At 58.8% G+C, this 22,916-nt stretch carries 32 protein-coding genes; 1 reads left to right on the top strand and 31 read right to left on the bottom strand.

The annotated features are described in order from the left end of the window. Positions 1-139 precede the first annotated feature (139 nt). From EDC35_RS11540 to EDC35_RS11520, 5 genes are all read right to left on the bottom strand, one after another. The gene (locus EDC35_RS11540; protein ID WP_132977398.1) at positions 140-1,846 is read right to left on the bottom strand and encodes a L,D-transpeptidase family protein; all 1,707 of its coding nucleotides are present in this window, start codon (positions 1,844-1,846) and stop codon (positions 140-142) included. Positions 1,847-2,168: 322 nt separating this feature from the next. Continuing rightward, a complete protein-coding gene (locus EDC35_RS11535) occupies positions 2,169-3,659 on the bottom strand; it encodes a SpoVR family protein (protein WP_132977397.1) in 1,491 nt (496 codons plus the stop codon). Then, positions 3,656-4,924: a YeaH/YhbH family protein gene (locus EDC35_RS11530; protein ID WP_132977396.1), complete on the bottom strand. Its 1,269-nt coding sequence runs from the start codon at positions 4,922-4,924 to the stop codon at positions 3,656-3,658. The genes EDC35_RS11535 and EDC35_RS11530 overlap by 4 nt, the downstream gene beginning before the upstream one ends. 26 nt (positions 4,925-4,950) lie before the next feature. Continuing rightward, positions 4,951-5,259, bottom strand: coding sequence for a DUF2442 domain-containing protein (locus tag EDC35_RS11525; protein ID WP_132977395.1), 309 nt, complete (start codon positions 5,257-5,259; stop codon positions 4,951-4,953). Positions 5,260-5,282: 23 nt separating this feature from the next. Beyond that, positions 5,283-7,205, bottom strand: coding sequence for a PrkA family serine protein kinase (locus EDC35_RS11520; protein WP_132977394.1), 1,923 nt, complete (start codon positions 7,203-7,205; stop codon positions 5,283-5,285). Between the two features lie 492 nt (positions 7,206-7,697). Between EDC35_RS11520 and EDC35_RS11515 the strand changes: the two genes are divergently transcribed. Beyond that, complete coding sequence (locus EDC35_RS11515; protein WP_132977393.1) at positions 7,698-9,059, top strand: DEAD/DEAH box helicase; 1,362 nt, start codon at positions 7,698-7,700, stop codon at positions 9,057-9,059. 238 nt (positions 9,060-9,297) lie between these two features. Here EDC35_RS11515 and EDC35_RS11510 read toward each other — a convergent pair whose 3' ends face one another. The 26 genes from EDC35_RS11510 to rplB form a co-directional block, all read right to left on the bottom strand. After that, positions 9,298-9,990 (bottom strand): ERCC4 domain-containing protein, encoded by a 693-nt coding sequence (locus tag EDC35_RS11510; protein ID WP_132977392.1) that lies wholly within the window; start codon positions 9,988-9,990, stop codon positions 9,298-9,300. Positions 9,991-10,016: 26 nt separating this feature from the next. Beyond that, positions 10,017-10,784: an SAM hydrolase/SAM-dependent halogenase family protein gene (locus EDC35_RS11505; RefSeq protein ID WP_132977391.1), complete on the bottom strand. Its 768-nt coding sequence runs from the start codon at positions 10,782-10,784 to the stop codon at positions 10,017-10,019. Between the two features lie 132 nt (positions 10,785-10,916). Beyond that, the gene (rplQ, locus tag EDC35_RS11500; RefSeq protein WP_132977390.1) at positions 10,917-11,309 is read right to left on the bottom strand and encodes a 50S ribosomal protein L17; all 393 of its coding nucleotides are present in this window, start codon (positions 11,307-11,309) and stop codon (positions 10,917-10,919) included. Positions 11,310-11,387: 78 nt separating this feature from the next. Next, positions 11,388-12,398 (bottom strand): DNA-directed RNA polymerase subunit alpha, encoded by a 1,011-nt coding sequence (locus tag EDC35_RS11495; protein ID WP_207896195.1) that lies wholly within the window; start codon positions 12,396-12,398, stop codon positions 11,388-11,390. Positions 12,399-12,420: 22 nt separating this feature from the next. After that, positions 12,421-13,041 carry a 30S ribosomal protein S4 gene (gene rpsD, locus EDC35_RS11490; protein WP_132977389.1) on the bottom strand — a complete coding sequence of 207 codons (621 nt, stop codon included), beginning with the start codon at positions 13,039-13,041 and terminating at the stop codon, positions 12,421-12,423. A gap of 19 nt (positions 13,042-13,060) precedes the next feature. Further along, positions 13,061-13,450 carry a 30S ribosomal protein S11 gene (rpsK, locus tag EDC35_RS11485; protein ID WP_132977388.1) on the bottom strand — a complete coding sequence of 130 codons (390 nt, stop codon included), beginning with the start codon at positions 13,448-13,450 and terminating at the stop codon, positions 13,061-13,063. Between the two features lie 38 nt (positions 13,451-13,488). After that, positions 13,489-13,845, bottom strand: coding sequence for a 30S ribosomal protein S13 (gene rpsM / locus EDC35_RS11480; protein WP_132977387.1), 357 nt, complete (start codon positions 13,843-13,845; stop codon positions 13,489-13,491). Positions 13,846-13,931: 86 nt separating this feature from the next. Further along, complete coding sequence (rpmJ, locus tag EDC35_RS11475) at positions 13,932-14,045, bottom strand: 50S ribosomal protein L36 (RefSeq protein ID WP_132977386.1); 114 nt, start codon at positions 14,043-14,045, stop codon at positions 13,932-13,934. Positions 14,046-14,073: 28 nt separating this feature from the next. Then, positions 14,074-15,426 carry a preprotein translocase subunit SecY gene (gene secY / locus EDC35_RS11470; protein ID WP_132977385.1) on the bottom strand — a complete coding sequence of 451 codons (1,353 nt, stop codon included), beginning with the start codon at positions 15,424-15,426 and terminating at the stop codon, positions 14,074-14,076. A gap of 18 nt (positions 15,427-15,444) precedes the next feature. Next, positions 15,445-15,879 (bottom strand): 50S ribosomal protein L15, encoded by a 435-nt coding sequence (gene rplO, locus EDC35_RS11465; protein WP_132977384.1) that lies wholly within the window; start codon positions 15,877-15,879, stop codon positions 15,445-15,447. Then, positions 15,866-16,072, bottom strand: coding sequence for a 50S ribosomal protein L30 (rpmD, locus tag EDC35_RS11460; protein WP_132977383.1), 207 nt, complete (start codon positions 16,070-16,072; stop codon positions 15,866-15,868). The genes rplO and rpmD overlap by 14 nt, the downstream gene beginning before the upstream one ends. Positions 16,073-16,075: 3 nt before the next feature. Beyond that, complete coding sequence (rpsE, locus tag EDC35_RS11455; protein WP_132977382.1) at positions 16,076-16,582, bottom strand: 30S ribosomal protein S5; 507 nt, start codon at positions 16,580-16,582, stop codon at positions 16,076-16,078. A 10-nt stretch (positions 16,583-16,592) separates the two neighbouring features. After that, on the bottom strand, positions 16,593-16,949 hold the full coding sequence (gene rplR, locus EDC35_RS11450; RefSeq protein WP_132977381.1) for a 50S ribosomal protein L18: 357 nt from the start codon (positions 16,947-16,949) through the stop codon (positions 16,593-16,595). A 12-nt stretch (positions 16,950-16,961) separates the two neighbouring features. Next, a complete protein-coding gene (rplF, locus tag EDC35_RS11445) occupies positions 16,962-17,495 on the bottom strand; it encodes a 50S ribosomal protein L6 (RefSeq protein ID WP_132977380.1) in 534 nt (177 codons plus the stop codon). Positions 17,496-17,508: 13 nt separating this feature from the next. Beyond that, positions 17,509-17,904 carry a 30S ribosomal protein S8 gene (rpsH, locus tag EDC35_RS11440; RefSeq protein ID WP_132977379.1) on the bottom strand — a complete coding sequence of 132 codons (396 nt, stop codon included), beginning with the start codon at positions 17,902-17,904 and terminating at the stop codon, positions 17,509-17,511. A 276-nt stretch (positions 17,905-18,180) separates the two neighbouring features. Further along, positions 18,181-18,486 carry a 30S ribosomal protein S14 gene (gene rpsN, locus EDC35_RS11435; protein ID WP_132977378.1) on the bottom strand — a complete coding sequence of 102 codons (306 nt, stop codon included), beginning with the start codon at positions 18,484-18,486 and terminating at the stop codon, positions 18,181-18,183. A 22-nt stretch (positions 18,487-18,508) separates the two neighbouring features. After that, complete coding sequence (gene rplE, locus EDC35_RS11430; protein WP_132977377.1) at positions 18,509-19,048, bottom strand: 50S ribosomal protein L5; 540 nt, start codon at positions 19,046-19,048, stop codon at positions 18,509-18,511. 14 nt (positions 19,049-19,062) lie between these two features. Next, positions 19,063-19,380, bottom strand: a complete 318-nt coding sequence (gene rplX / locus EDC35_RS11425) for a 50S ribosomal protein L24 (protein ID WP_132977376.1) — start codon at positions 19,378-19,380, stop codon at positions 19,063-19,065. A gap of 12 nt (positions 19,381-19,392) precedes the next feature. Beyond that, positions 19,393-19,761: a 50S ribosomal protein L14 gene (gene rplN, locus EDC35_RS11420; protein ID WP_132977375.1), complete on the bottom strand. Its 369-nt coding sequence runs from the start codon at positions 19,759-19,761 to the stop codon at positions 19,393-19,395. 111 nt (positions 19,762-19,872) lie between these two features. Beyond that, positions 19,873-20,133 carry a 30S ribosomal protein S17 gene (rpsQ, locus tag EDC35_RS11415; protein ID WP_132977374.1) on the bottom strand — a complete coding sequence of 87 codons (261 nt, stop codon included), beginning with the start codon at positions 20,131-20,133 and terminating at the stop codon, positions 19,873-19,875. After that, the gene (rpmC, locus tag EDC35_RS11410; protein ID WP_132977373.1) at positions 20,130-20,330 is read right to left on the bottom strand and encodes a 50S ribosomal protein L29; all 201 of its coding nucleotides are present in this window, start codon (positions 20,328-20,330) and stop codon (positions 20,130-20,132) included. The genes rpsQ and rpmC overlap by 4 nt, the downstream gene beginning before the upstream one ends. Further along, positions 20,330-20,743, bottom strand: a complete 414-nt coding sequence (rplP, locus tag EDC35_RS11405) for a 50S ribosomal protein L16 (RefSeq protein WP_132977372.1) — start codon at positions 20,741-20,743, stop codon at positions 20,330-20,332. The genes rpmC and rplP overlap by 1 nt, the downstream gene beginning before the upstream one ends. Before the next feature lie 3 nt (positions 20,744-20,746). Further along, complete coding sequence (rpsC, locus tag EDC35_RS11400) at positions 20,747-21,424, bottom strand: 30S ribosomal protein S3 (protein WP_132977371.1); 678 nt, start codon at positions 21,422-21,424, stop codon at positions 20,747-20,749. Positions 21,425-21,440: 16 nt separating this feature from the next. After that, positions 21,441-21,773, bottom strand: a complete 333-nt coding sequence (rplV, locus tag EDC35_RS11395) for a 50S ribosomal protein L22 (protein ID WP_132977370.1) — start codon at positions 21,771-21,773, stop codon at positions 21,441-21,443. A gap of 15 nt (positions 21,774-21,788) precedes the next feature. Then, on the bottom strand, positions 21,789-22,067 hold the full coding sequence (rpsS, locus tag EDC35_RS11390; RefSeq protein ID WP_012971548.1) for a 30S ribosomal protein S19: 279 nt from the start codon (positions 22,065-22,067) through the stop codon (positions 21,789-21,791). Between the two features lie 19 nt (positions 22,068-22,086). Next, the gene (gene rplB / locus EDC35_RS11385; RefSeq protein WP_132977369.1) at positions 22,087-22,914 is read right to left on the bottom strand and encodes a 50S ribosomal protein L2; all 828 of its coding nucleotides are present in this window, start codon (positions 22,912-22,914) and stop codon (positions 22,087-22,089) included. Positions 22,915-22,916 lie beyond the last annotated feature (2 nt).

The raw sequence follows: 22,916 nt of genomic DNA, 5'->3' as shown, positions 1-22,916 counted from the left end.
GATCAAACGACATCGGGACTGATTCCTCTGATCGAGAAGATGGATGCATCTTCTCGAATTTACTCATAATCCTTCAAGCTGAACGGGTTGCGGACACGCCTGAAATGTGCATCCAGGGTCAGAAGACAGCAACCACGGACTAGTCATCGGCCTGGGTCAGGCGTACACCATTCTGCGATTCAGTGTTGACCTGGAGCGGCCTGTCCGCTTCCTCTCCGTCTGCCGGTTCCGCGTCAGGCGGCGGTGCCGTGACCGGCGGCTCGAAGGCGATGCGGGCACTGAGCACGGGCTCGGCGAACAGTTCCTGCAACCGTTGATCGCGTCCGTAGACATCGGACCTGAAACTGACCGCGCCCTGCTCGTCCGCCTTCGCCGTCAGATAATAGAGCAGCACGGGCAGGGGCCGATCCAGATTCACATAGCGGGTCCGCTCACCCTGAATCACAGTTGCGATGCGTGCCTGATCCCAGTCGGGCCGATTGAGCAGCATTTCGGCCAGCCGGGTGGGATTCTGCACCCGCACGCAGCCATGACTGAGCGCGCGGGTCGAGCGCCCGAACAGCGCCTTGCTGGGTGTGTCATGGAGATAAACCGAGTGCCGGTTCGGGAACATGAACTTGACCTGTCCCAGGGCATTGCGCGGACCCGGTTGCTGGATGACCCGGTAGCGTTTGTAGTTGCTGGCGTCGCCACCGCTGAATTTGCGCCCGGTCTGCCGATCAACCAGGGTATAGCTGGCGGAAACCTTTCCCATCTTTTTCTGGATCGAGATCGGCACCGTCCAGGTGGGGTTGAAGACCAGATGATCCATGTTGTCCCGGAACATGGGCGTCTGCGCGTCCTCCGCTCCCACAACGACGCGCGTACTCCAGACGATGTCGCCATCCCGCACCACATGCGCCATGTAATTGGCGACATCGACGAAGACATAGTCCGCCGACAGGTCGTCATAGAGCCAGCGCATGCGCTCCAGATTGATGCGCATCCGCTCGACTTTCCTGGCATCGAAGGGGGTGTTGATGGCGGCAATCGTGGCGGGACCGACGACGCCATCGGCAGACAGTTTGAAACGACGCTGAAAGGTGACGACCTCGGCGTGCAGGGCGTCGTCGAACAGATCGGGGGTCGCCGAGAGCGGCGCGCCCTGATCGCCGAGCCGATGCAGACGCTCACGCAGCAGGGCGACGCGCGGACCACGGTTGCCCTTGACCAGCGCCGGGCCGGGCGGCACAGGTGGCACACCCGCCAGACGCGCCGCGCCAGCGGACTGGTTCAGTGCCTGCCTGAGGTGCTCATACCAGAAGGGATACGACAAGCGGGACGCCAGAAACGCCTGGAGGTCGGCTGCCTCCAGCGCGCCCCGCATGTCGGCGATCAGTCGCTCGGCAGGAACGGGCGCCCGATCATTCCATTTGCGATCAACCGCAACGGGATCGAGTTTGCCGAAACGGGTGTGATGGACATAACGCAGCAGCGCATCGCTCAGCTTGATGTCTGCGGCGATGCGCGCGGATTCGGACAGGGCATCGAATGCACGCGGCTCACGCAGCAGACGCAGAGTCGCGACATGAAAATCTTCGGGGACAAAACCTTCGGCTGGACTGGCCTCGACCACCTGCAACAGCGCATCGATCCGGGCCGGATCGGTCCAGACCAGCGCGTTGTCCCGCTGCGCATAGAACTCGGCGAGCAGACGGCCAGACAGTAGCGGCACACCATCCAGGGCCGCTGTTTTGGGCTCGCGGAGCGAATCAAGCGTGTTGCCCAGCAGCGTATTGGCCGACGCCAGGACCGGCATCAGGATCAGCAGCAGAGAGACGAGTCTCAGGTAAACGGAAAATGGCATCGTCCCTCCTTCCAGGACCGGCGCAAAGAGCGGCAACTATACAGGATTGTGTGCGTGAGCCGACGATGGGAACCGACAGTGTCGGTGCATTGGGTCAAGTTTCGCTGGCAATGGATGAACGTCAGGGCTAAACCGCGTCCAGCGCGATATACGTAATTCTCAGTTTGAGTTTAACTCTGGGGATGTCACCAACTTCAGTGGAGACGCGGTTTAAACAATTGATTTTAAAATTTCATCTAAACCGCGTTGCACCGAACGTCGTTGGTTGCAGCAAGGTCGCCCCCATTCGAAACAACTTCTATCACTCTGGACGCGGTTTAGATCACAACTCGCCGATCAACTGCACCCGCCCGGCGTCATCGACCGTCTCCAGGCGCACGGTAAACCCCCACAGACGCCGGAGATGACGCAGCATCTCATCCACCGAATCGCCCAGCGGGCGACGGTGATGGGCAAAATGGCGCAGGGTCATGGAGCGGTCGCCCCGACGATCCACATTGAAGACCTGGATATTAGGTTCGCGGCTGCCAAGATTATATTGCTCCGCCAGCGCCCGGCGCAGCGCCCGATAGCCCTGTTCCTCATGGATCGCCGTCACTTCCAGATTTTCCTGATGATCGTCGTCGCGCACCGCAAACAGATGGAACTCGCGCATCAGGGCCGGCGAGAGATACTGGGCGATGAAGCTCTCATCCTTGAAGTTGCGCATGGCGAAATCCAGCACCTTTTTCCAGTCGCCACCAACGATCTCAGGGAACCACTCGCGGTCCTCGGCGGTAGGTGACTCGCAGATCCGGCGGATGTCGCGCATCATCGCGAATCCCAGCGCATAGGGATTGATGCCGTTGTAATAGGGCGCATCGAATGGCGGCTGAAACACCACGCTGGTGTGCGATTGCAGAAACTCGATCATGAAACCGTCGCTGACGAGACCCTCGTCATAGAGGTCGTTCATGAGCGTGTAGTGCCAGAAGCAGGCCCAGCCTTCGTTCATGACCTGCGTCTGGCGTTGCGGGTAGAAATACTGGCTGATCCGGCGCACGATCCGCACCACCTCGCGCTGCCAGGGTTCGAGCAGGGGCGCGTTCTTTTCAATGAAATAGAGCAGATTTTCCTGTGGTTCTTCCGGCCAGCGGGATGATTTTTGGTCATCTTCCGTCTCATCGACCAGCGGAATGGTGCGCCACAGGTCGTTGATCTGCGACTGGAGATAGGTTTCGCGCTCGCGCTGACGGCGCTGCTCCTCCGCCATGCTCAGTGGTGCCGGACGTTTATAGCGATCCACACCATGATTCATGAGCGCATGGCAGGAATCGAGCAACAGCTCGACCTCTTCCTGACCATAGCGTTCTTCACATTGGGCGATATATTTTCGCGCAAAGACCAGATAATCGATGATGGCGTCAGCACTGGTCCAGGTGCGAAAGAGATAATTCCCCTTGAAAAAGCTGTTATGGCCATAGCAGGCATGCGCAATCACCAGCGCCTGCATCGGCAGCGTGTTCTCTTCCATCAGATAGGCGATGCAGGGATCGGAATTGATCACGATCTCATAGGCCAGACCCATCTGACCGCGCCGATAGGTCTGTTCGGTCGCCACGAACTGTTTGCCGAAGGACCAGTGCTGATAATTGATCGGCAGACCCACCGACGAATAGGCATCGATCATCTGCTCCGAACTGATGACCTCGATCTGATTGGCATAGGTATCCAGTCCATAGACACCATGGGCCAGCCTGGCGATTTCCTGATCGAAGCGTTCGAGCAGCGGAAAAGACCATTCAGATGAATCCGAAATCAGATGTTTGCTCATACCTCTTTCCTCCTGAACAATTCTCTGAAAACGGGAAAGATGTCATCAGCCCCATCGATTTCCTGCATGGCAAAGTGCTCATGCGCCGCCATGACCTCCTGATAGGAATACCAGAGGCTCTGATGCTGGCGCGGGGTGATCTCGACATAGGCGAAATAGCGCATCAGCGGCATGAGTTGATCAATGAGAATATCGCGGCAGATGCTGGAATCGGAGTCCCAGTTATCGCCGTCCGAAGCCTGCGCGGCATAGATATTCCAGATGCCCGGATCATAGCGCTCGCGCAGGATGTCATGGGCGAGGTTCAGGGCGCTGGAAACGACCGTACCGCCGGTCTCTCTGGAATAAAAGAACTCCTGCTCATCGACTTCCTGCGCAATGGTGTGATGACGGATAAAGACGACATCGATTTTTTCGTAATTGCGCTGCAGAAAGAGATAAAGCAGGATGAAAAAGCGCTTGGCCAGATTCTTGCGCGCCTGATCCATTGAGCCGGACACATCCATGATACAGACCATGACCGCCTTGCTGGTCGGCTCCGGCTGTTTGACAAAGCTCTGATAACGCAGATCGAAGGTGTCGATGAAAGGCAGTGCGGCAATCCGGGTCTTGAGCCGGTCGATCTCTTCACGCAGGACGCACAGCCGGGGGTCGTCCTCGACGACTCCGCTTGACAGCAGTACCGCGATCTCCGCTTCCAGTTCGCGAATGCGCGTGCGCCAGGGCGCACCGATGGCGGTACGGCGCGCGATGGCACCTTTCAGCGAACGCACCACGTCGATATTCGATGGTGAACCATCGGTCGCATAACCGGCACGAACCGATTTGAATTCAGTCGTGCCGAGCAATTGATTGCGGACCAGGTTCGGCAGCGCCAGATCCTCGAAGAGCAGATCCATGAACTCCTCGCGCGAGAGTTCGAAGATGAAATCGTCATCGCCCTGCCCTCCCTGCCCTGCTTTGCCCTGTCCGGAACCCTCCCCGCCACCTTCGGGCCGACGGATCTGATCGCCCGTCAGAAAGTCCCGGTTACCCGGATGGACCATGTCGCGAATACCGCCTTTGCCATGATGAAACACCGGCTCGGAAATATCCCGCGACGGAATCCCGACCTTTTCACCCGAATCGAGATCGGTAATGCTGCGCTGATTGACCGCATCCGCCACGGCGCGTTTGAGCTGGGTCTTGTAGCGTTTGAGAAAACGCTGACGGTTGACCGTGCTCTTCTTTTTGCCATTCAGACGCCGATCGATGAAGTGTGACATAAAGACTCGCTTAGCCCCGCCCGCTGTCATTCGATTTCAGAATACCGCTGTGCGCCTTCGGGCGGCAGTTTTTGCAGGACTCGGTCGTATGCGATGGAGTCTGCCGGCAACATTTCATCAACCAATGTCTCAGGGGCGATGTCCTGCTCATTGGGCCAGGTCAGCGCACCAAACAAAATGCACACCTGGTTAAAATAATGCACATTTTGCAACTCACGGAAGGCGCCATGATCGAGATAAGACTTCATGTCGAAAACGCCGCTCCGACCATCCTCAATTTCGACATAAAGACGAAAATCAGATAATGGGTTGACGAACTTCACATCCCAGTACATATGCGCCTCACAGCGGATCGATTTTATTGCGACTTCCTGACCCGCAGATACCATTCTGACAGCAAACGAACCTGCTTTGGCGTATAGCCTTTCTGGGTCATGCGATCAACGAACTGATCATGCTTCTTCTGCTCATCGACCGATGACTTGGCATTGAACGAGATAACCGGAAGCAGCTCCTCCGTATTGGAGAACATCTTTTTCTCGATGACCACCCGCAGTTTTTCATAGCTGGTCCATTTGGGATTGGAGCCGGCATTGTTGGCGCGGGCGCGCAGCACGAAATTGACGATCTCGTTACGGAAGTCCTTGGGATTGGAAATCCCCGCCGGCTTCTCGATCTTCTCCAGCTCTTCATTCAGCGCAGCACGGTTCATCATCTCGCCGGTGTCGGGATCGCGGTATTCCTGATCCTGAATCCAGTAATCGGCATAGACCACATAACGATCAAAAATGTTCTGGCCGTATTCGGCATAGGACTCCAGATAGGCGGTCTGCAATTCCTTGCCAATGAATTCGGCATAACGCGGCGCGAGATACTGCTTGAGATAACTCAGATAGCGTTCCTGAATCTCCGTCGGCAACTGCTCGCGGGCGATCTGGCGCTCCAGGACATAGAGCAGATGAACCGGATTGGCCGCTACTTCGGTATGGTCGAAATTGAAGACCTGAGACAGGATCTTGAACGCGAAGCGCGTGGAGATCCCGGACATGCCTTCATCGACCCCGGCATAGTCGCGGTATTCCTGCATCGACTTGGCCTTGGGATCCGTGTCCTTGAGATTTTCGCCGTTGTAGACGCGCATCTTGGAAAAGATGCTGGAGTTCTCCGGCTCCTTGAGTCGTGTCAGGGTCGAGAACTGGGCCAGCATCTCCAGCGTGCCGGGGGCACAGGGCGCCTGCGACAGCGAGCTGCTGTGCAGCAGCTTCTCGTAAATCCGTACCTCTTCATTGACCCGCAGACAGTAAGGCACCTTGACGATGAAGACGCGGTCCAGGAAGGCCTCGTTGTTCTTGTTGTTGCGGAAGGTCTGCCATTCCGACTCATTGGAGTGGGCCAGAATGATCCCCTGGAAGGGCAGTGCCGAAAGCCCCTCGGTGCCGTTGTAATTGCCTTCCTGAGTCGCGGTCAGCAGCGGATGCAGCACCTTGATCGGTGCCTTGAACATCTCGACGAATTCCATCAGACCCTGATTGGCCCGACACAGTGCGCCGGAATAGCTGTAGGCATCCGCGTCGTTCTGGGCGAAACGTTCGAGCTGACGAATATCGACCTTGCCCACCAGCGAGGAGATGTCCTGATTGTTCTCGTCGCCCGGCTCGGTCTTGGCGATGGCAATCTGCTCCAAGATCGAGGGATAGAGCTTGACCACTTTGAAGCGCGTGATATCGCCGTGATACTCCTGCAACCGCTTGACGGCCCAGGGCGACATGATGGTCTTGAGATAACGCGACGGAATCCCGTAGTCCTCTTCCAGGATGGGACCGTCTTCTTCCGGCGAGAAGAGACTGAGCGGCGACTCGAAGACCGGCGAGCCCTGAATGGCGTAGAAGGGCCGCTCCTGCATCAGCTCCTTGAGCTTTTCGGCCAGCGATGACTTGCCGCCACCGACCGGGCCGAGCAGATAAAGGATCTGCTTTTTCTCTTCCAGCCCCTGAGAGGCGTGCTTGAGATAGGACACCAGATGCTCAATGGCCTCCTCCATCCCATAGAATTCGGAGAAGGCCGGATAGCGGCGGATCACCTTGTTCTGAAAGATGCGGCTCAGGCGCGGATCGTCGCGGGTATTGACCATCTCCGCCTCACCGATCGCCATCAGCAGACGCTCCGCCGGGCCGGCATAGGCACCTGGATCCGTCTTGCAGAGTTCCAGATACTCGTTCAGGCTCAACACCTCCTCGCGGGAGGCTTCGTACCGTGCCTGATAGCGTTCGAAGATCGACATAGCGGTAACCTCATTCGGAAGCTGACGATGCCTGCCCGACTCCGGCGTCGCTGATCGCGGATACCGGGGCAAGCTGAAGATCAAAACCAGATACGCCCACTTTCTAGCAAAAACTACGCCATACGAAGCCGGTTCACTGCGGAGAAACCGCCATCAGCGGTCGCCCCGCTGCGTGCGCCTCGCGAAAGATGAACTCAAAGCTAATCCGCACTGAATCAGTGCATCAAGCGATGGAGTCTGTACAGCACTCGGTTCAATAGCCCGGTCTACCTGATTCAAGCGACCTTTCAACCGACGCCCCGCTTTAGGGCAACGCTCCAGCGGCCTGGTTCCGGCGCTGCCGTTTGATCGATAGGGCGAATATGGCGCTGTGTCTTCGCGGATCCAATGGCCTGCCCGGATCGTCGCTGGGAATCATCACCGATCCGGTCGCCTCTTCCAGGGGATGATTTCGATCCCACCCACTCACCATTTTGAGGTATGTTGCGCGCCATGAACGCACAATTTTCTGACTTTCTCTTTCCCGATGCGCTGATGCGCGGCCTGGCCAGCGAAGACTACGCGACCCCGACCCCGGTGCAGTCACAGGTCATTCCGCTGGCGATGGATGGATTGGACCTGCTGGTCTCGGCCGCCACCGGCTCGGGCAAAACAGCGGCCTTCCTATTGCCGATGATGCAGCGCTTTATCGATGTCCCCGCCCATGACAGCGGCACGCGGGCGCTGATTCTGGTGCCGACCCGCGAGCTGGCGCGCCAGATCCATATCCATTTCATGCGGCTTGGGAGCTATACCCGGCTGACGTCCGGCGTCATCACCGGTGGCGATTCCAAGGCCCATCAGATTGCGACCCTGCGCAAGAATCCGGAGATCCTGGTCGCCACGCCCGGCCGGTTGCTGGAACTGCTGCAAAGCGGTCAGGCGAAGCTCGGCGACCTGGAATTCCTGGTGCTCGACGAGGCGGATCGGATGCTCGACATGGGCTTTACCGATGACGTGCTGGCGATTCTGGCGCACTGCAATCCGCAACGTCAGTCGCTGCTGTTTTCGGCGACCCTGCATCATCGCGGGCTGAAAAGCATCACCGACCGACTCCTGCGCGACCCTCAAACCGTGATCGTCAATCCGGTGCGCGAACAGCACCCACATATCACCCACCAGCTTCTGTTGAGCGACGGCCCGGAGCACAAACAGCAGCAATTGCACTGGCTGCTGGAACACGAGACCTTCGACAAGGCGCTGGTCTTCACCAACACCCGTGACGGCGCGGTGGCCCTGGGCAATTTTCTGATGGGTCGAGAGCAGCGCGTGGCCGTGCTGCATGGCGAACTGGATCAGCGCGAGCGCAACCGGGTCATGGGGCTGCTGCACAGCGGACGGGTCAGCATCCTCATTGCGACCGATCTGGCGGCGCGCGGGCTGGATGTGCCGGGCGTGCAACGGGTCTTCAATTTCGATCTGCCGCGCAGTGGCGACGACTATCTGCACCGCACCGGGCGCACCGGGCGCGCAGGCGAGCCGGGCGTGGCCATCTCGCTGGTCGGGCCGCCGGAATGGAATCGTATGGAAAGCATCACCCGTTATCTCAATCTCAGTTTCGAGTCACGGGTGATCGAAGGGCTCAAGGCGAAATTCAAGGGGCCCAGCAAACGCAAGGGAGCGGGCAAGCCGTCGCCTGCCGCGCGCAAGCTGAACGCCGCGACCGGAAAGAAGGAGACGCCAAAGGTCAAAGAGCGGCTGCGTGACCGCAAGAATATCGGCAAACGCCGCCAGCCGACGGGCGCTCAGGGTGTCGATGCCGGACATGCACCGCTCGGCAAACGCCGGACGGATGCGCCGAAGGCTGGGATTTAGGCGATTTCCAGGAAAGCTCGTACCCGCCAGAAACGCCGTCAATGGACAGGATTAACAGGATTAAAAACAATGGCTTGAAAAGCCTATCTATCCTGTCTATTTAAGGCGTGTATCAGGTATAAATTTTTCAGAAAGTCACCTTAAACTGCGTCCCCTTAAATCGCGCCAGCTCCAACGTTGGTCGATGCCGCCAAGATTGATCCAACCCAACAACATCGCATACCGCATCGGGCGCGATTTAAAAAGGCAGCCAATCGTCTTCATCCGATCCGAATGAAGCGGGCGGCTCCTGCACCGCCCAGCGAATCATTTCAGCAGTGGCTGGACCAATTCCCTGAATCCCGGCCAGTTCGTCAAGATCGGCGGTCATGACCGCCTCGATACTGCCGAAGCGATCCAGCAGACGCCTGGCGCGCGCCGGGCCAATGCCGGGAAGTCCCTGAAGGATATGATGCTGCACCCGCGCCTTGCCGCGTGGACGGCGTCCTTTGCGCGGGCGTGCATCAGCCGCAAACTGACGGCCCTGACGGGCGGCAAAAAGCATCAATCGAGCCGTCTCTGCGGGATCCATCGCTCGCAGCAGCGGCACACCGAGAAAGAGGGTCAGACTCACCAGCGCACCCTGAATCGCCTCACGGCGCATCCGGCTGCCGGCCAGATCCTTTGACGTGCCCTCCAGGATCAGGGCGCTTCGCTGAGGCGACCCGACAAGCCGCAATCCCTGCGAGAAGAGACGCCCATCCTTGATTGAGCCTGTCAGGTCGATCAGCGTCTTGCGCTCGAACAGGAAAAGATCGTCAATCAGATAATCGCCAACAGAGAGGCGCACGACCTCTATCTGCACACCGTCCTGTTCCTTGAGCGCATCCAGAACGGCGCTCCGGGACTCCCGGTCATCGACCTGGACGCTGATGATTTGCTGACTCTGCACGCATGCAACCTGGGAATGAGAACGGGTCAGTCTTCTGAATCGGCTGCCCGGATGAAGGGACCAATGGGATCGCCAGCAGCAAGACCAAGCAACTGATCGGCGCGCCCCTGACTGACCGCAATCTCGACCAGCCCGAAGGCATTTTCATACCAGAACGGCGCGCCGGGCGCGACCTCGCAAAAGGTGCGCGCCTGTGGCAGCCGATGAGTCCCGACTTGCAGCCTGGACTGGCAGTCGCGTCCGGATGCATTCAGTCCTGAGATGAGATTGCCGAAATGATCAATATAGAGAATGGCCGACAGTTCTGCCGGCCACTCGGCTCCGACCAGCGTATCCGGATCAAGCGGGGCCATCTGAAGATCCGACCCTTGACAGAGTCGCGCCGCAGCCGGCACGAACCAGTCACGGCCATGAAAGCTGGCAGACATGCGAACTGGCTGCCAGCCGATCCGCCACACATTCGCGCTGTCAGCGCGCCGAACCAATGGCGCCAGCAACCCATTGTCGGGACCGATGAACCATCCGTTATCGGTCTGGATCAGGAGTGCGGCGCGTTCGCCGCCGACACCGGGATCGACGACACAGAGATAGAGCGTGTCATCCGGCATGTCGCGGACCAGCGCCGGGAGGAGATAGGCGGCCAGATCCAGGCGAAAGGCCGGCAGGTCATGGACGAGATCGATCACCGGCGTCGCCGGGAGTAAAGCATCCAGACGGGCGCGCATCTGACCGACATAGAGTCCGCCACCGAAATCAGTCACGAGCACGATGCGCTGAACAACCAGTGCCTTCACCTATCCACTCCCGGCGCCCCTGATTCGATCTCGCATCCGTCTATCAAGTAAGCCTTGAGACGGCCGAGACATAAAAAAACCGGGCATACGCCCGGTTTTGATCTAAAACAGCCACCTGGGATGTCTTAGTCCTCAATCCTCATCATCCTCAACCGCAACCGAGGTGATCGGGCGATCAACCAGTTCGACATAAGCCATTGGCGCTGCGTCACTGGCGCGGTAACCGCACTTGAGGATACGGAGATAACCACCCGGACGCTCCTGATAACGCGGCCCCAGATCGACGAACAGCTTGCCGACGACCTCTTTGTCGCGCAGGCGTGCGAAGGCCAGACGACGGGTATGGACCGAATCCGTCTTGGCCAAGGTAATCAAGGGCTCGGCGATCCGACGCAGTTCCTTGGCCTTGGGCAGGGTGGTCTTGATCAGCTCATGACGGAACAGCGACGCCGCCATATTGCGAAACATCGCCTCACGGTGTGAGCTGGTACGATTGAGTTGCCTTCCGGCTTTACGGTGACGCATGGTCCTGATCCCGAATGTACTTTTTATCGATTTCTGTGATGGAGCGGCGGTTGCAGACGGGGTCCGCAACCAGCGCCGCTAGCGAATACTGAGTTCGGCGATGTTTTCCGGCGGCCAGTTCTCAAGACGCATGCCCAACGACAGACCGCGTGTGGCCAGCACGTCCTTGATCTCGGTGAGCGACTTCTTGCCCAGATTCGGAGTTTTCAGCAGCTCCACTTCGGTGCGCTGGATCAGGTCGCCGATCAGATAAATGTTTTCCGCCTTCAGACAGTTGGCCGAGCGTACCGTCAGCTCAAGATCATCCACCGGGCGCAGCAGAATCGGATCGTAAGGCGATTCGTCGCGGGTCTCCAGAACCTGATGATCCGAAGGCACGGTGCCTTCCAGGGCAACGAAGCTGGACAACTGGTCACGCAGGATCGCCGCCGAGCGCTGAATCGCCTCTTTGGGATCAATGGTGCCATTGGTCTCCAGATCGATCACCAGCCGATCCAGGTCAGTACGCTGTTCGACACGGGCGGACTGGACCTCAATCGCCACCCGGCGCACCGGACTGTAAGAGGCATCGATCGGCAATTTGCCAATCGGGCGGTCTTCCGTGTCCTCAAGCTCGCGCTGCGTGGCCGGTTCATAACCGCGACCACGACGAATGGTCAGCGCCATGCTCAGCTCGCCTTCGGTCAGGTTGGCAATCACCAGCTCGGGGTTGGCGATCTCAGCCGTGTGGTCGATGGCGATATCCGCCGCCGTCACCGGGCCGGGACCGCTCTTGCTCAAGGTGAAGGTCGCCTCATCCTTGCCTTTCAACGAAATCGCCAACTGCTTGAGATTCAGCAGGATTTCGAGAACGTCTTCCTGGACGCCAGCGAGCGTGGTGTACTCATGGAGAACACCCTGCATTTCGACTTCCGTTACGGCATAACCGTCCATCGAAGACAGCAAAATCCGGCGAAGTGCGTTCCCAAGCGTGTGCCCGAAACCGCGCTCAAGTGGCTCCAGCGAGACTTTGGCATGGTTCGAGCTGCCGTTGACAAACTCGACCTTTACGATGCGCGGCTTGAGAAATTCGCCAATAGCGTCAGTCATTCAGTGCCTCTCAGAAAACTCCTTACTTGGAGTACAACTCGACGATCAGCGATTCGTTGATGTCGGCCGGCAGATCGGAACGATCCGGAACACGCTTGAAGACGCCTTTCAGACCCTTGCTATCGACCTCGACCCAGTCCGGAAATCCGTACTGTTCGGCCAACGCCAGCGCATTCTGGATCCGCACCTGCTTTTTAGCGGGCTCGCGCACTTCGACATGATCATCGGCGCTCACCTGATAGGAAGCGATGTTGACCACCCGCCCATTGACGAGAATGCTTTTGTGGCTCACCAACTGGCGCGCTTCCGCGCGTGTCGCGCCGAAACCCATGCGGAACACCACATTGTCCAGCCGACGCTCCAGGAGCTGAAGCAGGTTTTCACCCGTTGCGCCCTTGGACTGAGCGGCTTTCTTGTAATAATTGCGGAACTGCTTTTCCAGCAAGCCGTAGATCCGGCGTACTTTCTGCTTTTCGCGCAACTGCACACCATAGTCGGAGAGCCGACGACGACGGTCGGTCGTCTGACCCGGCTGCTTCTCCAGGTTGCACTTGGTATCCAAAGCGCGCGCGCGGCTCTTCAGCGAGAGATCCGTGCCTTCGCGACGCGCCAGCTTGCAGGTTGGGCCTGTGTAACGTGCCATGTTTCTTCCTGTTGCTCTGTCAGACGCGCCGCTTTTTAGGCGGACGGCAGCCGTTATGCGGGATCGGCGTCACGTCGGTGATGCTGGTGATCTTGAAGCCGGCGTTGTTGAGCGCACGCACGGCAGACTCACGCCCTGGCCCCGGACCTTTGATATTCACATCCAGGTTGCGCAAACCAAATTCCTTGACGGCCTGACCGGCCTTGTCCGCCGCCACCTGAGCCGCAAAGGGCGTGCTCTTGCGCGAGCCCCGGAAACCGGACCCCCCGGAAGTCGCCCAGGACAGGGTGTTACCCTGCCGGTCAGTGATGGTGATAATGGTGTTGTTGAAGGAGGCGTGGACGTGGGCAACCCCGTCCGCGACCTGTTTCTTGACCTTCTTTTTCGTGTTGCGAATCGGTTTAGCCATTCGACATTATCCAGCCTGTCTGCTGCGCGCGAGCGCTTTTAGCGTTTGATCGGACGACGCGGCCCCTTACGGGTCCGGGCATTAGTGCGGGTACGCTGACCACGCAGCGGCAGACCGCGACGGTGACGGATACCGCGATAGCAGCCCAGATCCATCAGGCGTTTGATATTCATCGAGACTTCACGGCGCAGATCGCCCTCAACCGTGAATTTCGCAACTTCATTGCGAAGCCTATCGACTTCTTCTTCCGTGAGTTTCTGCATCTTGGTCTCACGCGGGATGCCTGCCGCGTCGCAAATCTGGCCTGCAGTGGTGCGGCCAATGCCATAGATCGCCGTCAGGGCGATTACAGCGTGCTTTTTATCTGGGATATTGACGCCGGCGATACGGGCCATAGTTTACGAACCCCTTAGTCCTAAATGCTCAGCGGGTAAACCGCGCAGTATATCAAACGGTTCATTCAGGTCAACCAACGACTGGATTAACCTTGACGCTGTTTGTGGCGTGGATCCGTACAGATAACCCGTACCGTTCCATTCCGCCGGATGATTTTGCAGTTTCTGCACAATTTCTTGACTGATGCACGCACTTTCATTGTTGTCTCCTTAAGACTCGAGCGCCCGTTAGCGCAACATGCCGGCGCCCGGCGACTTCAGGTTGGCCTTTTTCATCAGACCTTCGTATTGATGCGACATCAAATGGGCCTGAACCTGGGCCATGAAGTCCATGACCACGACGACCACGATGAGCAGAGAAGTGCCCCCAAAATAGAAAGGCACGTTGTAACCGACAATCAAAAACTCCGGCAGCAGACAGACCAGCGTAATGTAGATAGCGCCTGCGCCAGTCAGGCGGGTCATGACGCTGTCGATATAGCGCGCCGTCTGCTCGCCAGGCCGGATGCCCGGAATAAAGGCGCCCGAGCGTTTGAGATTGTCCGCCGTCTCCTTCGGATTGAACACCATCGAGGTGTAAAAAAAGCAGAAGAAAACGATGGCGACGGTATAGAGGATTACATATACAGGCTCCCCTGGCGCCAGCTTCGACGTAATATTTGCGATCCAGCGAAAATCCTCATTACTGCCGAACCACTGACCAAGCGTACCCGGAAACAACAGAATACTCGACGCAAAGATGGGAGGGATGACGCCCGCCATATTGAGCTTCAGCGGCAAATGGGTACTCTGCGCCTGCATCATCTTGCGCCCCTGCTGACGACGCGCATAGTTGACGGTGATCCGCCGCTGTCCACGTTCGACAAACACCACGAAGGCCGTGACTGCAAGGGCCATTGCAAACAGCGCCAGCACCGCCAGTGAATTCATCTCACCGGTTCGGGCCAGTTCCAGTGTCCCGCCCAAAGCGCCCGGCAAACCGGCCACGATGCCAGAGAAGATGATCATGGAAATGCCGTTGCCGATGCCCCGCTCGGTAATCTGTTCGCCGAGCCACATCAGGAACATGGTGCCCGTCACCAGCGACACGGCAGCCGTGAAGACAAAACCGACACCTGCATGCGTTACCAGTGCTGAACCACCAGCCGTCTGCCCCTGCAGCGCCATCGAAATACCGATGGCCTGGAAGGTCGCAAGCACCACCGTGCCATAGCGAGTGTACTGGGTGATCTTGCGACGCCCCGCTTCACCCTCTTTCTTCAACTGCTCAAGCTGAGGCACCACGGAGGTCATCAACTGCACGATGATGGATGCCGAAATATAAGGCATGACACCCAGCGCAAAGAGACTCGCCCGCTCCAAGGCGCCGCCCGAGAACATGTTGAACATGTCCAGGATCGACCCCTGATTCTGGTCGAACAGGATGGCGAGCGCCTCCGGGTTCACCCCCGGGACCGGGATAAAGGTACCGATCCGGTAGACGAGCAGGGCACCCAGCACGAACAGCAGGCGCTGCCGCAACTCTGTCAGCCGCCCCATCCCGCCGAGCGCCTTACCCATGGATCCGACGTTTTTGGCCATCCGTTTCGCGCCTGTTGGTTAGTCTTCGACTTTGCCGCCGGCTGCTTCGATCGCCGCACGCGCACCTTTGGTGACGCCCACGCCACGCACCGTCAAGGCGCGCGCCAGCTCGCCGGAAGCGATGATTTTGGCGGTCTTGATGCTGCGATTGATGATCCCGGCCGCCATCAGCGTCACCAGATCGACACTGTCGCCTTCGATACGGGCGAGTTCGCTCAGACGCACTTCGGCGCGTTCCAGCGATTTGCGCGAACGGAAGCCGACCTTGGGCAAACGACGCTGGAGCGGCATCTGACCGCCCTCGAAGCCGACCTTGTGGAAACCGCCCTTGCGCGACTTCTGGCCCTTGTGACCGCGACCGCAGGTCTTGCCGAGCCCGCTGCCGATGCCACGTCCGACCCGCTTGGCGACGGGACGGCTGCCCGCATCGGGTTTCAGATCATTGAGCCGCATCTGAGGACTCCTCCACAACCTTAACCATGTAAGAAACGGCGTTGACCATGCCGCGCGTACAGGGCGTATCTTCAACTTCCACGACCTGGTGCATCCGGCGCAAACCGAGTCCACGCACGCAAGCCTTGTGCTTTTCCAGGCGACCGTTGAAGCTGCGCACCAGCTTCACCTTCATCATCTTTTTGTCAGACATCGCTTACCCCAGAATCTGTTCGACGGTTTTCCCGCGCTTGGCAGCGATGGTCTGCGGATCGTTCATTTCGCGCAGCCCCTGAACCGTTGCACGCACGACGTTGATCGGGTTGTTGGTGCCGATGCACTTGGCCAGCACGTTCTGCACGCCGAGCACCTCGAACACAGCGCGCATGGCGCCGCCCGCAATGATGCCGGTACCTTCAGAGGCCGGCTGCATGAAGACCTTGGCTGCGCCATGCCGGCCATTCAGCGGGTATTGCAGGGTCGTGCCATTGAGCTTGACATCGATCATGTTCTTGCGGGCGTTTTCCATCGCCTTCTGGATCGCAATCGGCACTTCGCGCGCCTTGCCACGACCGAAGCCGACCCGGCCCTTGCCGTCACCCACCACCGTCAAGGCCGCAAAGCCGAACTGGCGGCCACCCTTGACGACCTTGGCGACGCGATTGACCGCCACCAGTTTTTCCAGAAGTTCGTCGCCTTCCGGCTTGGGATTGAAGTTCGCCATGATCGAGCCCTTAGAATTTCAGTCCGTTCTCACGCGCCGCGTCGGCAAGCGCCTTGAGACGACCGTGATAACGGAAACCGGAACGGTCAAACGCCACCGATTCAACACCGGCAGCCAGGGCGCGTTCCGCGATGGCCTTGCCGATGACGCTTGCAGCAACGATGTTGGCCTTGTTGCCTTCAATCGTCTGGGCGAGCGCCTTTTCAACGGTTGAGGCGCTGGCTACGACCTTGTCGCCGGTCGGAGCAATGATCTGGGCATAGGTATGACGCGGCGTGCGGTGTATGCACAGCCGATAGGCACCCAACTCCCGAATCTTGGCGCGGGCCCGCGTCGCGCGGCGCAGACGAGCCTGTTTTTTATCCATGTGTGAGACCCCTTATTTCTTCTTGGCTTCCTTACGCAGGACGTTTTCGTCCGCGTAACGAACACCCTTGCCCTTGTAAGGCTCCGGCGGACGGAACCCCCGGATCTCCGAGGCGACCTGACCGACACGCTGCTTGTCAGCACCCGTGACAAGGATCTCGGTCTGACTCGGGGTCTCGATCACGATGCCCGCTGGCACCGGATAATCGATCGGATGCGAAAAACCCAGGCTCAGGTTAAGGACATCGCCCTTTGCCTGCGCGCGGTAACCGACGCCAATCAGCGTCAGCTTGCGGGTGAAGCCCGTCCCACAACCCACCACCATGTTATTGAGCAGTGCGCGGGTGGTGCCGGCCATGGCCCAGGCACCATCTTGGCCGTCAGCCGGCGCGACCTTGAGTTCGCCCGCTTCCTGACAGACGGCAACGGTTGGATGCACTGTCCAAGCGAGAGCACCCTTGGCACCCTTGACCGTGACATCCTGACCGACGATTTCGACCGTGACACCCTTGGGCACCGTGATCGGTGCTTTTGCGACTCGTGACATCTCCGTATCCTCTTTAAGCAACGTAGGCGATGATCTCGCCGCCGTGGCCCGCCTGGCGGGCCGCGCGGTCGGTCATCAAACCTTTCGAGGTGGAGATGATCGCAATCCCAAGTCCCGCCCAGACCTTCGGCAGATCATCCTTGCTGCGATAGATGCGCAGCCCCGGACGCGAGACGCGCTTGAGGAATTCGATGACGGGCTTGCCGCGGAAATATTTGAGCTTGATGACCAGTTCAGGCTTGGCACCTTCGCCTTCGACCGTCGCTTCGGCGATGTAGCCTTCTTCCTTCAGCAGATTGGCAATGGCCACCTTTTGCTTGGAAGACGGCATCACAATCGTGATCTTGCCGCGCTGCTGGCCGTTGCGGATGCGTGTCAGCATATCCGCAATCGGATCCGACATACTCATTGGCTTCTCCGTGGGTCAGACCGCCCTTGCGGCGCGATACCCTTTATTTCAGTTGGCAGTTGTCAGTTGACAGTTGTCAGTCGGATGGTCACGCCATTCGCCTTGCAACAATCATCGACAACCGCTTCGGTGTGCCGCCGCCGCAAGACCGCTTCAGCGTCTCTTGCGCACAAGGGCGATTCGTCGTCCGTGAACAGCCGGATTTCCCGCAATCACCAGGACGCTCGCTCAAGCGGCGATCCTGACGACTGAAGACCGATCACTGACGACTCAAGATTACCAGCTCGCCTTGACGACGCCCGGAACATCTCCGCGCATCACGGCCTCGCGCAACTTGTTGCGCGACAGACCGAACTTGCGATAGACCGCATGAGGACGACCGCTCACCCGACAGCGCCGCTGCTGCCGTGACGGACTGGCGTCACGCGGGAGCTTTTGCAGCTTCTGCATCGCTTCATCGATCTGTTCCGCGCTTGCGCTGCGGTCATTGATCACGGCCTTGAGTGCCGCGCGCTTGGCGCTGAACCGGGCTACGATCTGGGTGCGCTGACGGTCGCGCGCAATCATGCTCTTTTTCGCCATAGTCTGTCTCGGGTCCGCTGTCTCAGGTCCGGAATGGAAAGTTAAAGGCTTCGAGCAGCGCACGACCTTCTTCGTCCGTTCGCGCCGATGTCGTAATGGTAATGTCGAGACCGCGCAGCGTATCGATCTTGTCGTAATCGATCTCGGGGAACATGATCTGCTCGCGCACACCCATCGAATAGTTGCCACGACCATCGAACGCCTTCGGGCTCAGACCCCGGAAGTCGCGAATACGCGGGATCGCGATGCTGACCAGACGGTCGAGGAATTCATACATCCGCTCGCGACGCAGGGTCACTTTGCAACCGATCGGCCAGCCTTCACGGATCTTAAAGCCGGCAACCGACTTGCGCGCAAAGGTGACGATCGGCTGCTGACCGGCGATGGCGCGCAGATCGGCAACGGCATGGTCCATCACTTTCTTGTCGGCAACCGCCTCGCCAACCCCCATATTGAGGGTGATTTTTTCGATCCGGGGCACCTGCATCACACTCTTGAAGCCGAAGCGTTCCTGGAGTTGACCGACGATGCGCTCTTTATATTCTGTCTGTAATCTGGACATTTCGCTTCCTTCGGTCAGAGGTCGACGACTTCGCCGTTCGACTTGAACACGCGAACCTTGCGGCCGTCTTCCAGGATCTTGAAACCAACCCGGTCCGCTCCGCCTTTCTGCGGATTGAAAAGCGCCACGTTGGACACCTGAATCGGCATCGCCTTATCGATGATCCCGCCCGGTTCGCCGGCCTGAGGATTCGCCTTTTGATGCTTGCGAGCGATGTTGATATTCTCGACAAGAACACGGTTCTCATCGACGACCCTCAACACGGTGCCACGCTTGCCTTTATCTTTGCCGGTAATGACGATGACATCATCACCCTTTTTAATTTTTTGCATGACATCGACTCCTTACAGCACTTCCGGCGCCAGCGAGATGATTTTCATGAAGCGATCACCCCGCAGCTCGCGTGTCACGGGTCCGAAAATACGGGTTCCGATCGGTTGCAGCTGATTGTTCAGTAACACGGCGGCATTGCCGTCAAAGCGAATCAGCGAGCCGTCGGGGCGACGCACGCCCTTGCGGGTCCGCACCACAACCGCATTGTAGACATCGCCTTTCTTGACCTTGCCGCGCGGAATGGCATCCTTAATCGAGACCTTAATGACATCGCCGATGCCCGCGTAGCGCCGATGCGACCCGCCAAGCACTTTGATGCATTGCACCCTCTTTGCGCCGCTGTTGTCGGCGACGCTTAGATTGGTCTGCATCTGAATCATTGTCGTTTACCTAAGCTTGTTGCTGATCCCGGAGTCGCTCCGGTTGCTCTGCGAATGACCGCGCCGGGCGCGGATGCGGGCGAACACCGACGACACGTCGAGGCCAACGCCTCAGCGCGCCTTCTCGATGATTTCGAGCAGACGCCATGTCTTGGTCTTGGAAAGCGGACGGCACTGCTCGACGCGAACCAGATCACCCTCGCCGCAGCTATTGGTTTCGTCATGCGCATGAATTTTGGTCGAGCGACGCATGAATTTGCCGTACAGCGGATGCTTGACCTTGCGCTCAATGAGGACGGTCACGGTCTTGTCCATGGCACTGCTGGTCACACGCCCTTCCAGTGTCCGGTTGATCTTGTTCTCGTCGCTCATGATTTCCTGCCCGCCTTCAACTCAGCCATGACCGTCTTGATCCGGGCAATATCCCGGCGTCCGGCCTTCATCTGCGAAGGCTTGGACAACTGACCGGTTCCCCGCTGCATGCGCAGATTGAACTGCTCCCGCAGCAGATCCATCAATTGCTTCTGCAGCTCATCGAGACTGCTTTTTCTCAATTCACTCGCCTTCATCACAGAATCGTCCGCTTTTCAAAGGTGGTTTGAATGGGCAGTTTCGCGGCGGCCAGTTCGAACGCCTCGCGCGCCAACTCTTCCGTGACACCTTCAATCTCGTAGAGCACAAAGCCGGGCTGAACCAGGGCGACCCAGTACTCGACGTTGCCCTTGCCTTTACCCATACGCACTTCGAGCGGTTTCTTGGAGATCGGCTTATCAGGGAAGACACGGATCCAGAGCTTGCCACCACGCTTGACGCTGCGGGTAATGGCACGACGGGCGGCCTCAATCTGGCGGGCCGTCAAACGTCCGCGCTCAGTTGCCTTGAGGCCAAACTCGCCGAAGCTGACACGGTTGCCGCTCTGCGCCAGACCGCGATTACGACCTTTGTGTTGCTTGCGGAATTTGGTGCGTTTCGGTTGCAGCATGACTTAACCCTTCTTTCCGGCCGTTTTCGGGGCCGGCTCTTCGGGGAGCTGATCGCCGAACACCTCACCCTTGAAAATCCAGACCTTGACACCGAGGATGCCATAGGTGGTCTTCGCCTCGGCAAACCCGTAGTCGATATCGGCGCGCAGGGTGTGCAATGGCACACGACCCTCGCGGGCCCATTCGCTGCGCGCAATTTCGGCGCCGTTCAGACGACCCGCGACATTGATCCGGACGCCTTCGGCACCGAGTCGCATGGTGTTCTGAATCGAGCGCTTCATGGCGCGGCGAAACATGATCCGGCGCTCAAGCTGCTGGGCAATGCCTTCGGCGACCAGCTGCGCATCGAGTTCCGGCTTGCGGATCTCTTCGATGCTGATGTGCACCGGGATGCCCATCATCTTGGACACCTTGGCGCGGAGCTTGTCGATATCCTCGCCTTTCTTGCCAATCACCACACCCGGACGCGCCGTATGAATGGTGATGTGCGCGTTCTTGGCAGGCCGATCAATCTGAATCCGGCTGACCGACGCCTTGGCGAGTTCCTTCCGCAGGAAGGCGCGCACTTCAAGGTCGGTGTTCAGCAGATTCGCATAATCTTTCGAACTGGCGTACCACTTGGATGTCCAGTCCTTGACGATGCCAAGCCGGATACCGTTCGGATGAACTTTCTGTCCCATGCTGGTCCCCTGGATCCTAGGCTTCGGCCACAGTCAACGTGATATGACTGGTGCGTTTCATGATGCGGTTCGCGCGGCCCTTGGCGCGCGGACTGATCCGCTTCATGGTCGGGCCTTCGTTGACCTGGATGGCCGCGACCTTGAGTTCGTCAATATCGGCGCCCTCGTTGTGCTCGGCATTGGCGATGGCGGACATCAGAACGCCCTTGATGAGTCCGGCGCCTTTCTTGGTGCTGAACGACAGGGTATTCATGGCCTCCTCGACATGACGGCCACGAATCAGGTCTGCGACCAGTCGTGCCTTCTGGGCCGAGATCCGGGCGTATTTCAGTGTTGCTTCGGCTTGCATCCGCGGCTCTCCGACTTAGCGCTTCTTGGCCTTCTTGTCGGCCGCATGCCCGCGATAGGTGCGGGTCAATGCAAACTCACCAAGCTTATGGCCGATCATGTTTTCGTTGACGAGCACCGGCACGTGCTGACGCCCGTTATGGACCGCAATGGTCAGGCCCACCATTTCGGGCAGCACCATGGAGCGGCGCGACCAGGTCTTGATCGGGCGCTTGCTGTTTTGGGCAACCGCTTCTTCCACCTTTTTGATCAGGTGGTGGTCCACAAAGGGTCCTTTTCGAATCGAACGTGGCACTTGCTCAACCTCGCCTTGTTTACTTGCGACCGCGACGACGCACGATCATGCCGTCGGTCCGCTTATTCTTGCGCGTCTTATGACCCTTGGTCGGCACACCCCAGGGGGTGACCGGATGACGACCGCCGGAGGTACGGCCTTCGCCGCCGCCATGCGGGTGATCCACCGGATTCATGACGACACCGCGAACCGTCGGACGCACGCCACGCCAGCGGGTCGCGCCGGCCTTGCCGAGCTTGCGCAGGCTATGTTCGCTGTTGCCGACCTCGCCGATCACAGCGCGGCAATCGGCATGAACCTTGCGCATCTCACCTGAACGCAGACGCAGGGTCGCGCTGACCGTATCGCGTGCCACCAACTGCGCCGAAGCACCAGCCGAGCGGGCGAGCTGCGCGCCCTTGCCGGGACGCATCTCAATACAGTGGATCTGGGTGCCGACGGGGATATTGCGCAGCGGCATGCAGTTACCGACAGCAATCGGCGCCGCCTCACCGGACTGAACGCTGTCACCGGCCTTGAGCCCCTTCGGCGCGATCATATACGCCCACTCGCCATCCGCATATTTCAGCAAGGCAATGTGAGCGGAGCGGTTTGGATCATACTCCAATCGCTCGACCGTCGCCGGAACGCCTTCCTTGTTGCGCTTGAAATCGACGATGCGATAACGCTGCTTGTGACCGCCACCCTGGTGACGCACCGTGATGCGACCCTGGTTGTTGCGTCCACCATGCTTGCTCTTCTTTTCGATCAGGGGTGCGTAAGGGGCACCCTTGTGCAGTTCCGGAGTCGTCACCTTGACGACGAATCGACGCCCAGGTGACGTCGGTTTGGTCTTTACGATTGGCATCT

Origin of the sequence: Thiobaca trueperi, from assembly GCF_004342175.1 — a bacterium.
Classification (GTDB): Bacteria; Pseudomonadota; Gammaproteobacteria; order Chromatiales; family Chromatiaceae; genus Thiobaca; species Thiobaca trueperi.
This window is presented reverse-complemented; position numbering and strand designations above follow the sequence as displayed.

Coding starts and splice junctions, on each gene's coding strand:
- EDC35_RS11540 (WP_132977398.1), bottom strand. CDS start 1,846: ATGCCATTTTCCGTTTACCTGAGACTCGTCTCTCTGCTGCTGATCCTG.
- EDC35_RS11535 (WP_132977397.1), bottom strand. CDS start 3,659: ATGAGCAAACATCTGATTTCGGATTCATCTGAATGGTCTTTTCCGCTG.
- EDC35_RS11530 (WP_132977396.1), bottom strand. CDS start 4,924: ATGTCACACTTCATCGATCGGCGTCTGAATGGCAAAAAGAAGAGCACG.
- EDC35_RS11525 (WP_132977395.1), bottom strand. CDS start 5,259: ATGTACTGGGATGTGAAGTTCGTCAACCCATTATCTGATTTTCGTCTT.
- EDC35_RS11520 (WP_132977394.1), bottom strand. CDS start 7,205: ATGTCGATCTTCGAACGCTATCAGGCACGGTACGAAGCCTCCCGCGAG.
- EDC35_RS11515 (WP_132977393.1), top strand. CDS start 7,698: ATGAACGCACAATTTTCTGACTTTCTCTTTCCCGATGCGCTGATGCGC.
- rplQ (WP_132977390.1), bottom strand. CDS start 11,309: ATGCGTCACCGTAAAGCCGGAAGGCAACTCAATCGTACCAGCTCACAC.
- EDC35_RS11495 (WP_207896195.1), bottom strand. CDS start 12,398: ATGACTGACGCTATTGGCGAATTTCTCAAGCCGCGCATCGTAAAGGTC.
- rpsD (WP_132977389.1), bottom strand. CDS start 13,041: ATGGCACGTTACACAGGCCCAACCTGCAAGCTGGCGCGTCGCGAAGGC.
- rpsK (WP_132977388.1), bottom strand. CDS start 13,450: ATGGCTAAACCGATTCGCAACACGAAAAAGAAGGTCAAGAAACAGGTC.
- rpsM (WP_132977387.1), bottom strand. CDS start 13,845: ATGGCCCGTATCGCCGGCGTCAATATCCCAGATAAAAAGCACGCTGTA.
- rpmJ (WP_132977386.1), bottom strand. CDS start 14,045: ATGAAAGTGCGTGCATCAGTCAAGAAATTGTGCAGAAACTGCAAAATC.
- secY (WP_132977385.1), bottom strand. CDS start 15,426: ATGGCCAAAAACGTCGGATCCATGGGTAAGGCGCTCGGCGGGATGGGG.
- rplO (WP_132977384.1), bottom strand. CDS start 15,879: ATGCGGCTCAATGATCTGAAACCCGATGCGGGCAGCCGTCCCGTCGCC.
- rpmD (WP_132977383.1), bottom strand. CDS start 16,072: ATGTCTGACAAAAAGATGATGAAGGTGAAGCTGGTGCGCAGCTTCAAC.
- rpsE (WP_132977382.1), bottom strand. CDS start 16,582: ATGGCGAACTTCAATCCCAAGCCGGAAGGCGACGAACTTCTGGAAAAA.
- rplR (WP_132977381.1), bottom strand. CDS start 16,949: ATGGATAAAAAACAGGCTCGTCTGCGCCGCGCGACGCGGGCCCGCGCC.
- rplF (WP_132977380.1), bottom strand. CDS start 17,495: ATGTCACGAGTCGCAAAAGCACCGATCACGGTGCCCAAGGGTGTCACG.
- rpsH (WP_132977379.1), bottom strand. CDS start 17,904: ATGAGTATGTCGGATCCGATTGCGGATATGCTGACACGCATCCGCAAC.
- rpsN (WP_132977378.1), bottom strand. CDS start 18,486: ATGGCGAAAAAGAGCATGATTGCGCGCGACCGTCAGCGCACCCAGATC.
- rplE (WP_132977377.1), bottom strand. CDS start 19,048: ATGTCCAGATTACAGACAGAATATAAAGAGCGCATCGTCGGTCAACTC.
- rplX (WP_132977376.1), bottom strand. CDS start 19,380: ATGCAAAAAATTAAAAAGGGTGATGATGTCATCGTCATTACCGGCAAA.
- rplN (WP_132977375.1), bottom strand. CDS start 19,761: ATGATTCAGATGCAGACCAATCTAAGCGTCGCCGACAACAGCGGCGCA.
- rpsQ (WP_132977374.1), bottom strand. CDS start 20,133: ATGAGCGACGAGAACAAGATCAACCGGACACTGGAAGGGCGTGTGACC.
- rpmC (WP_132977373.1), bottom strand. CDS start 20,330: ATGAAGGCGAGTGAATTGAGAAAAAGCAGTCTCGATGAGCTGCAGAAG.
- rplP (WP_132977372.1), bottom strand. CDS start 20,743: ATGCTGCAACCGAAACGCACCAAATTCCGCAAGCAACACAAAGGTCGT.
- rpsC (WP_132977371.1), bottom strand. CDS start 21,424: ATGGGACAGAAAGTTCATCCGAACGGTATCCGGCTTGGCATCGTCAAG.
- rplV (WP_132977370.1), bottom strand. CDS start 21,773: ATGCAAGCCGAAGCAACACTGAAATACGCCCGGATCTCGGCCCAGAAG.
- rplB (WP_132977369.1), bottom strand. CDS start 22,914: ATGCCAATCGTAAAGACCAAACCGACGTCACCTGGGCGTCGATTCGTC.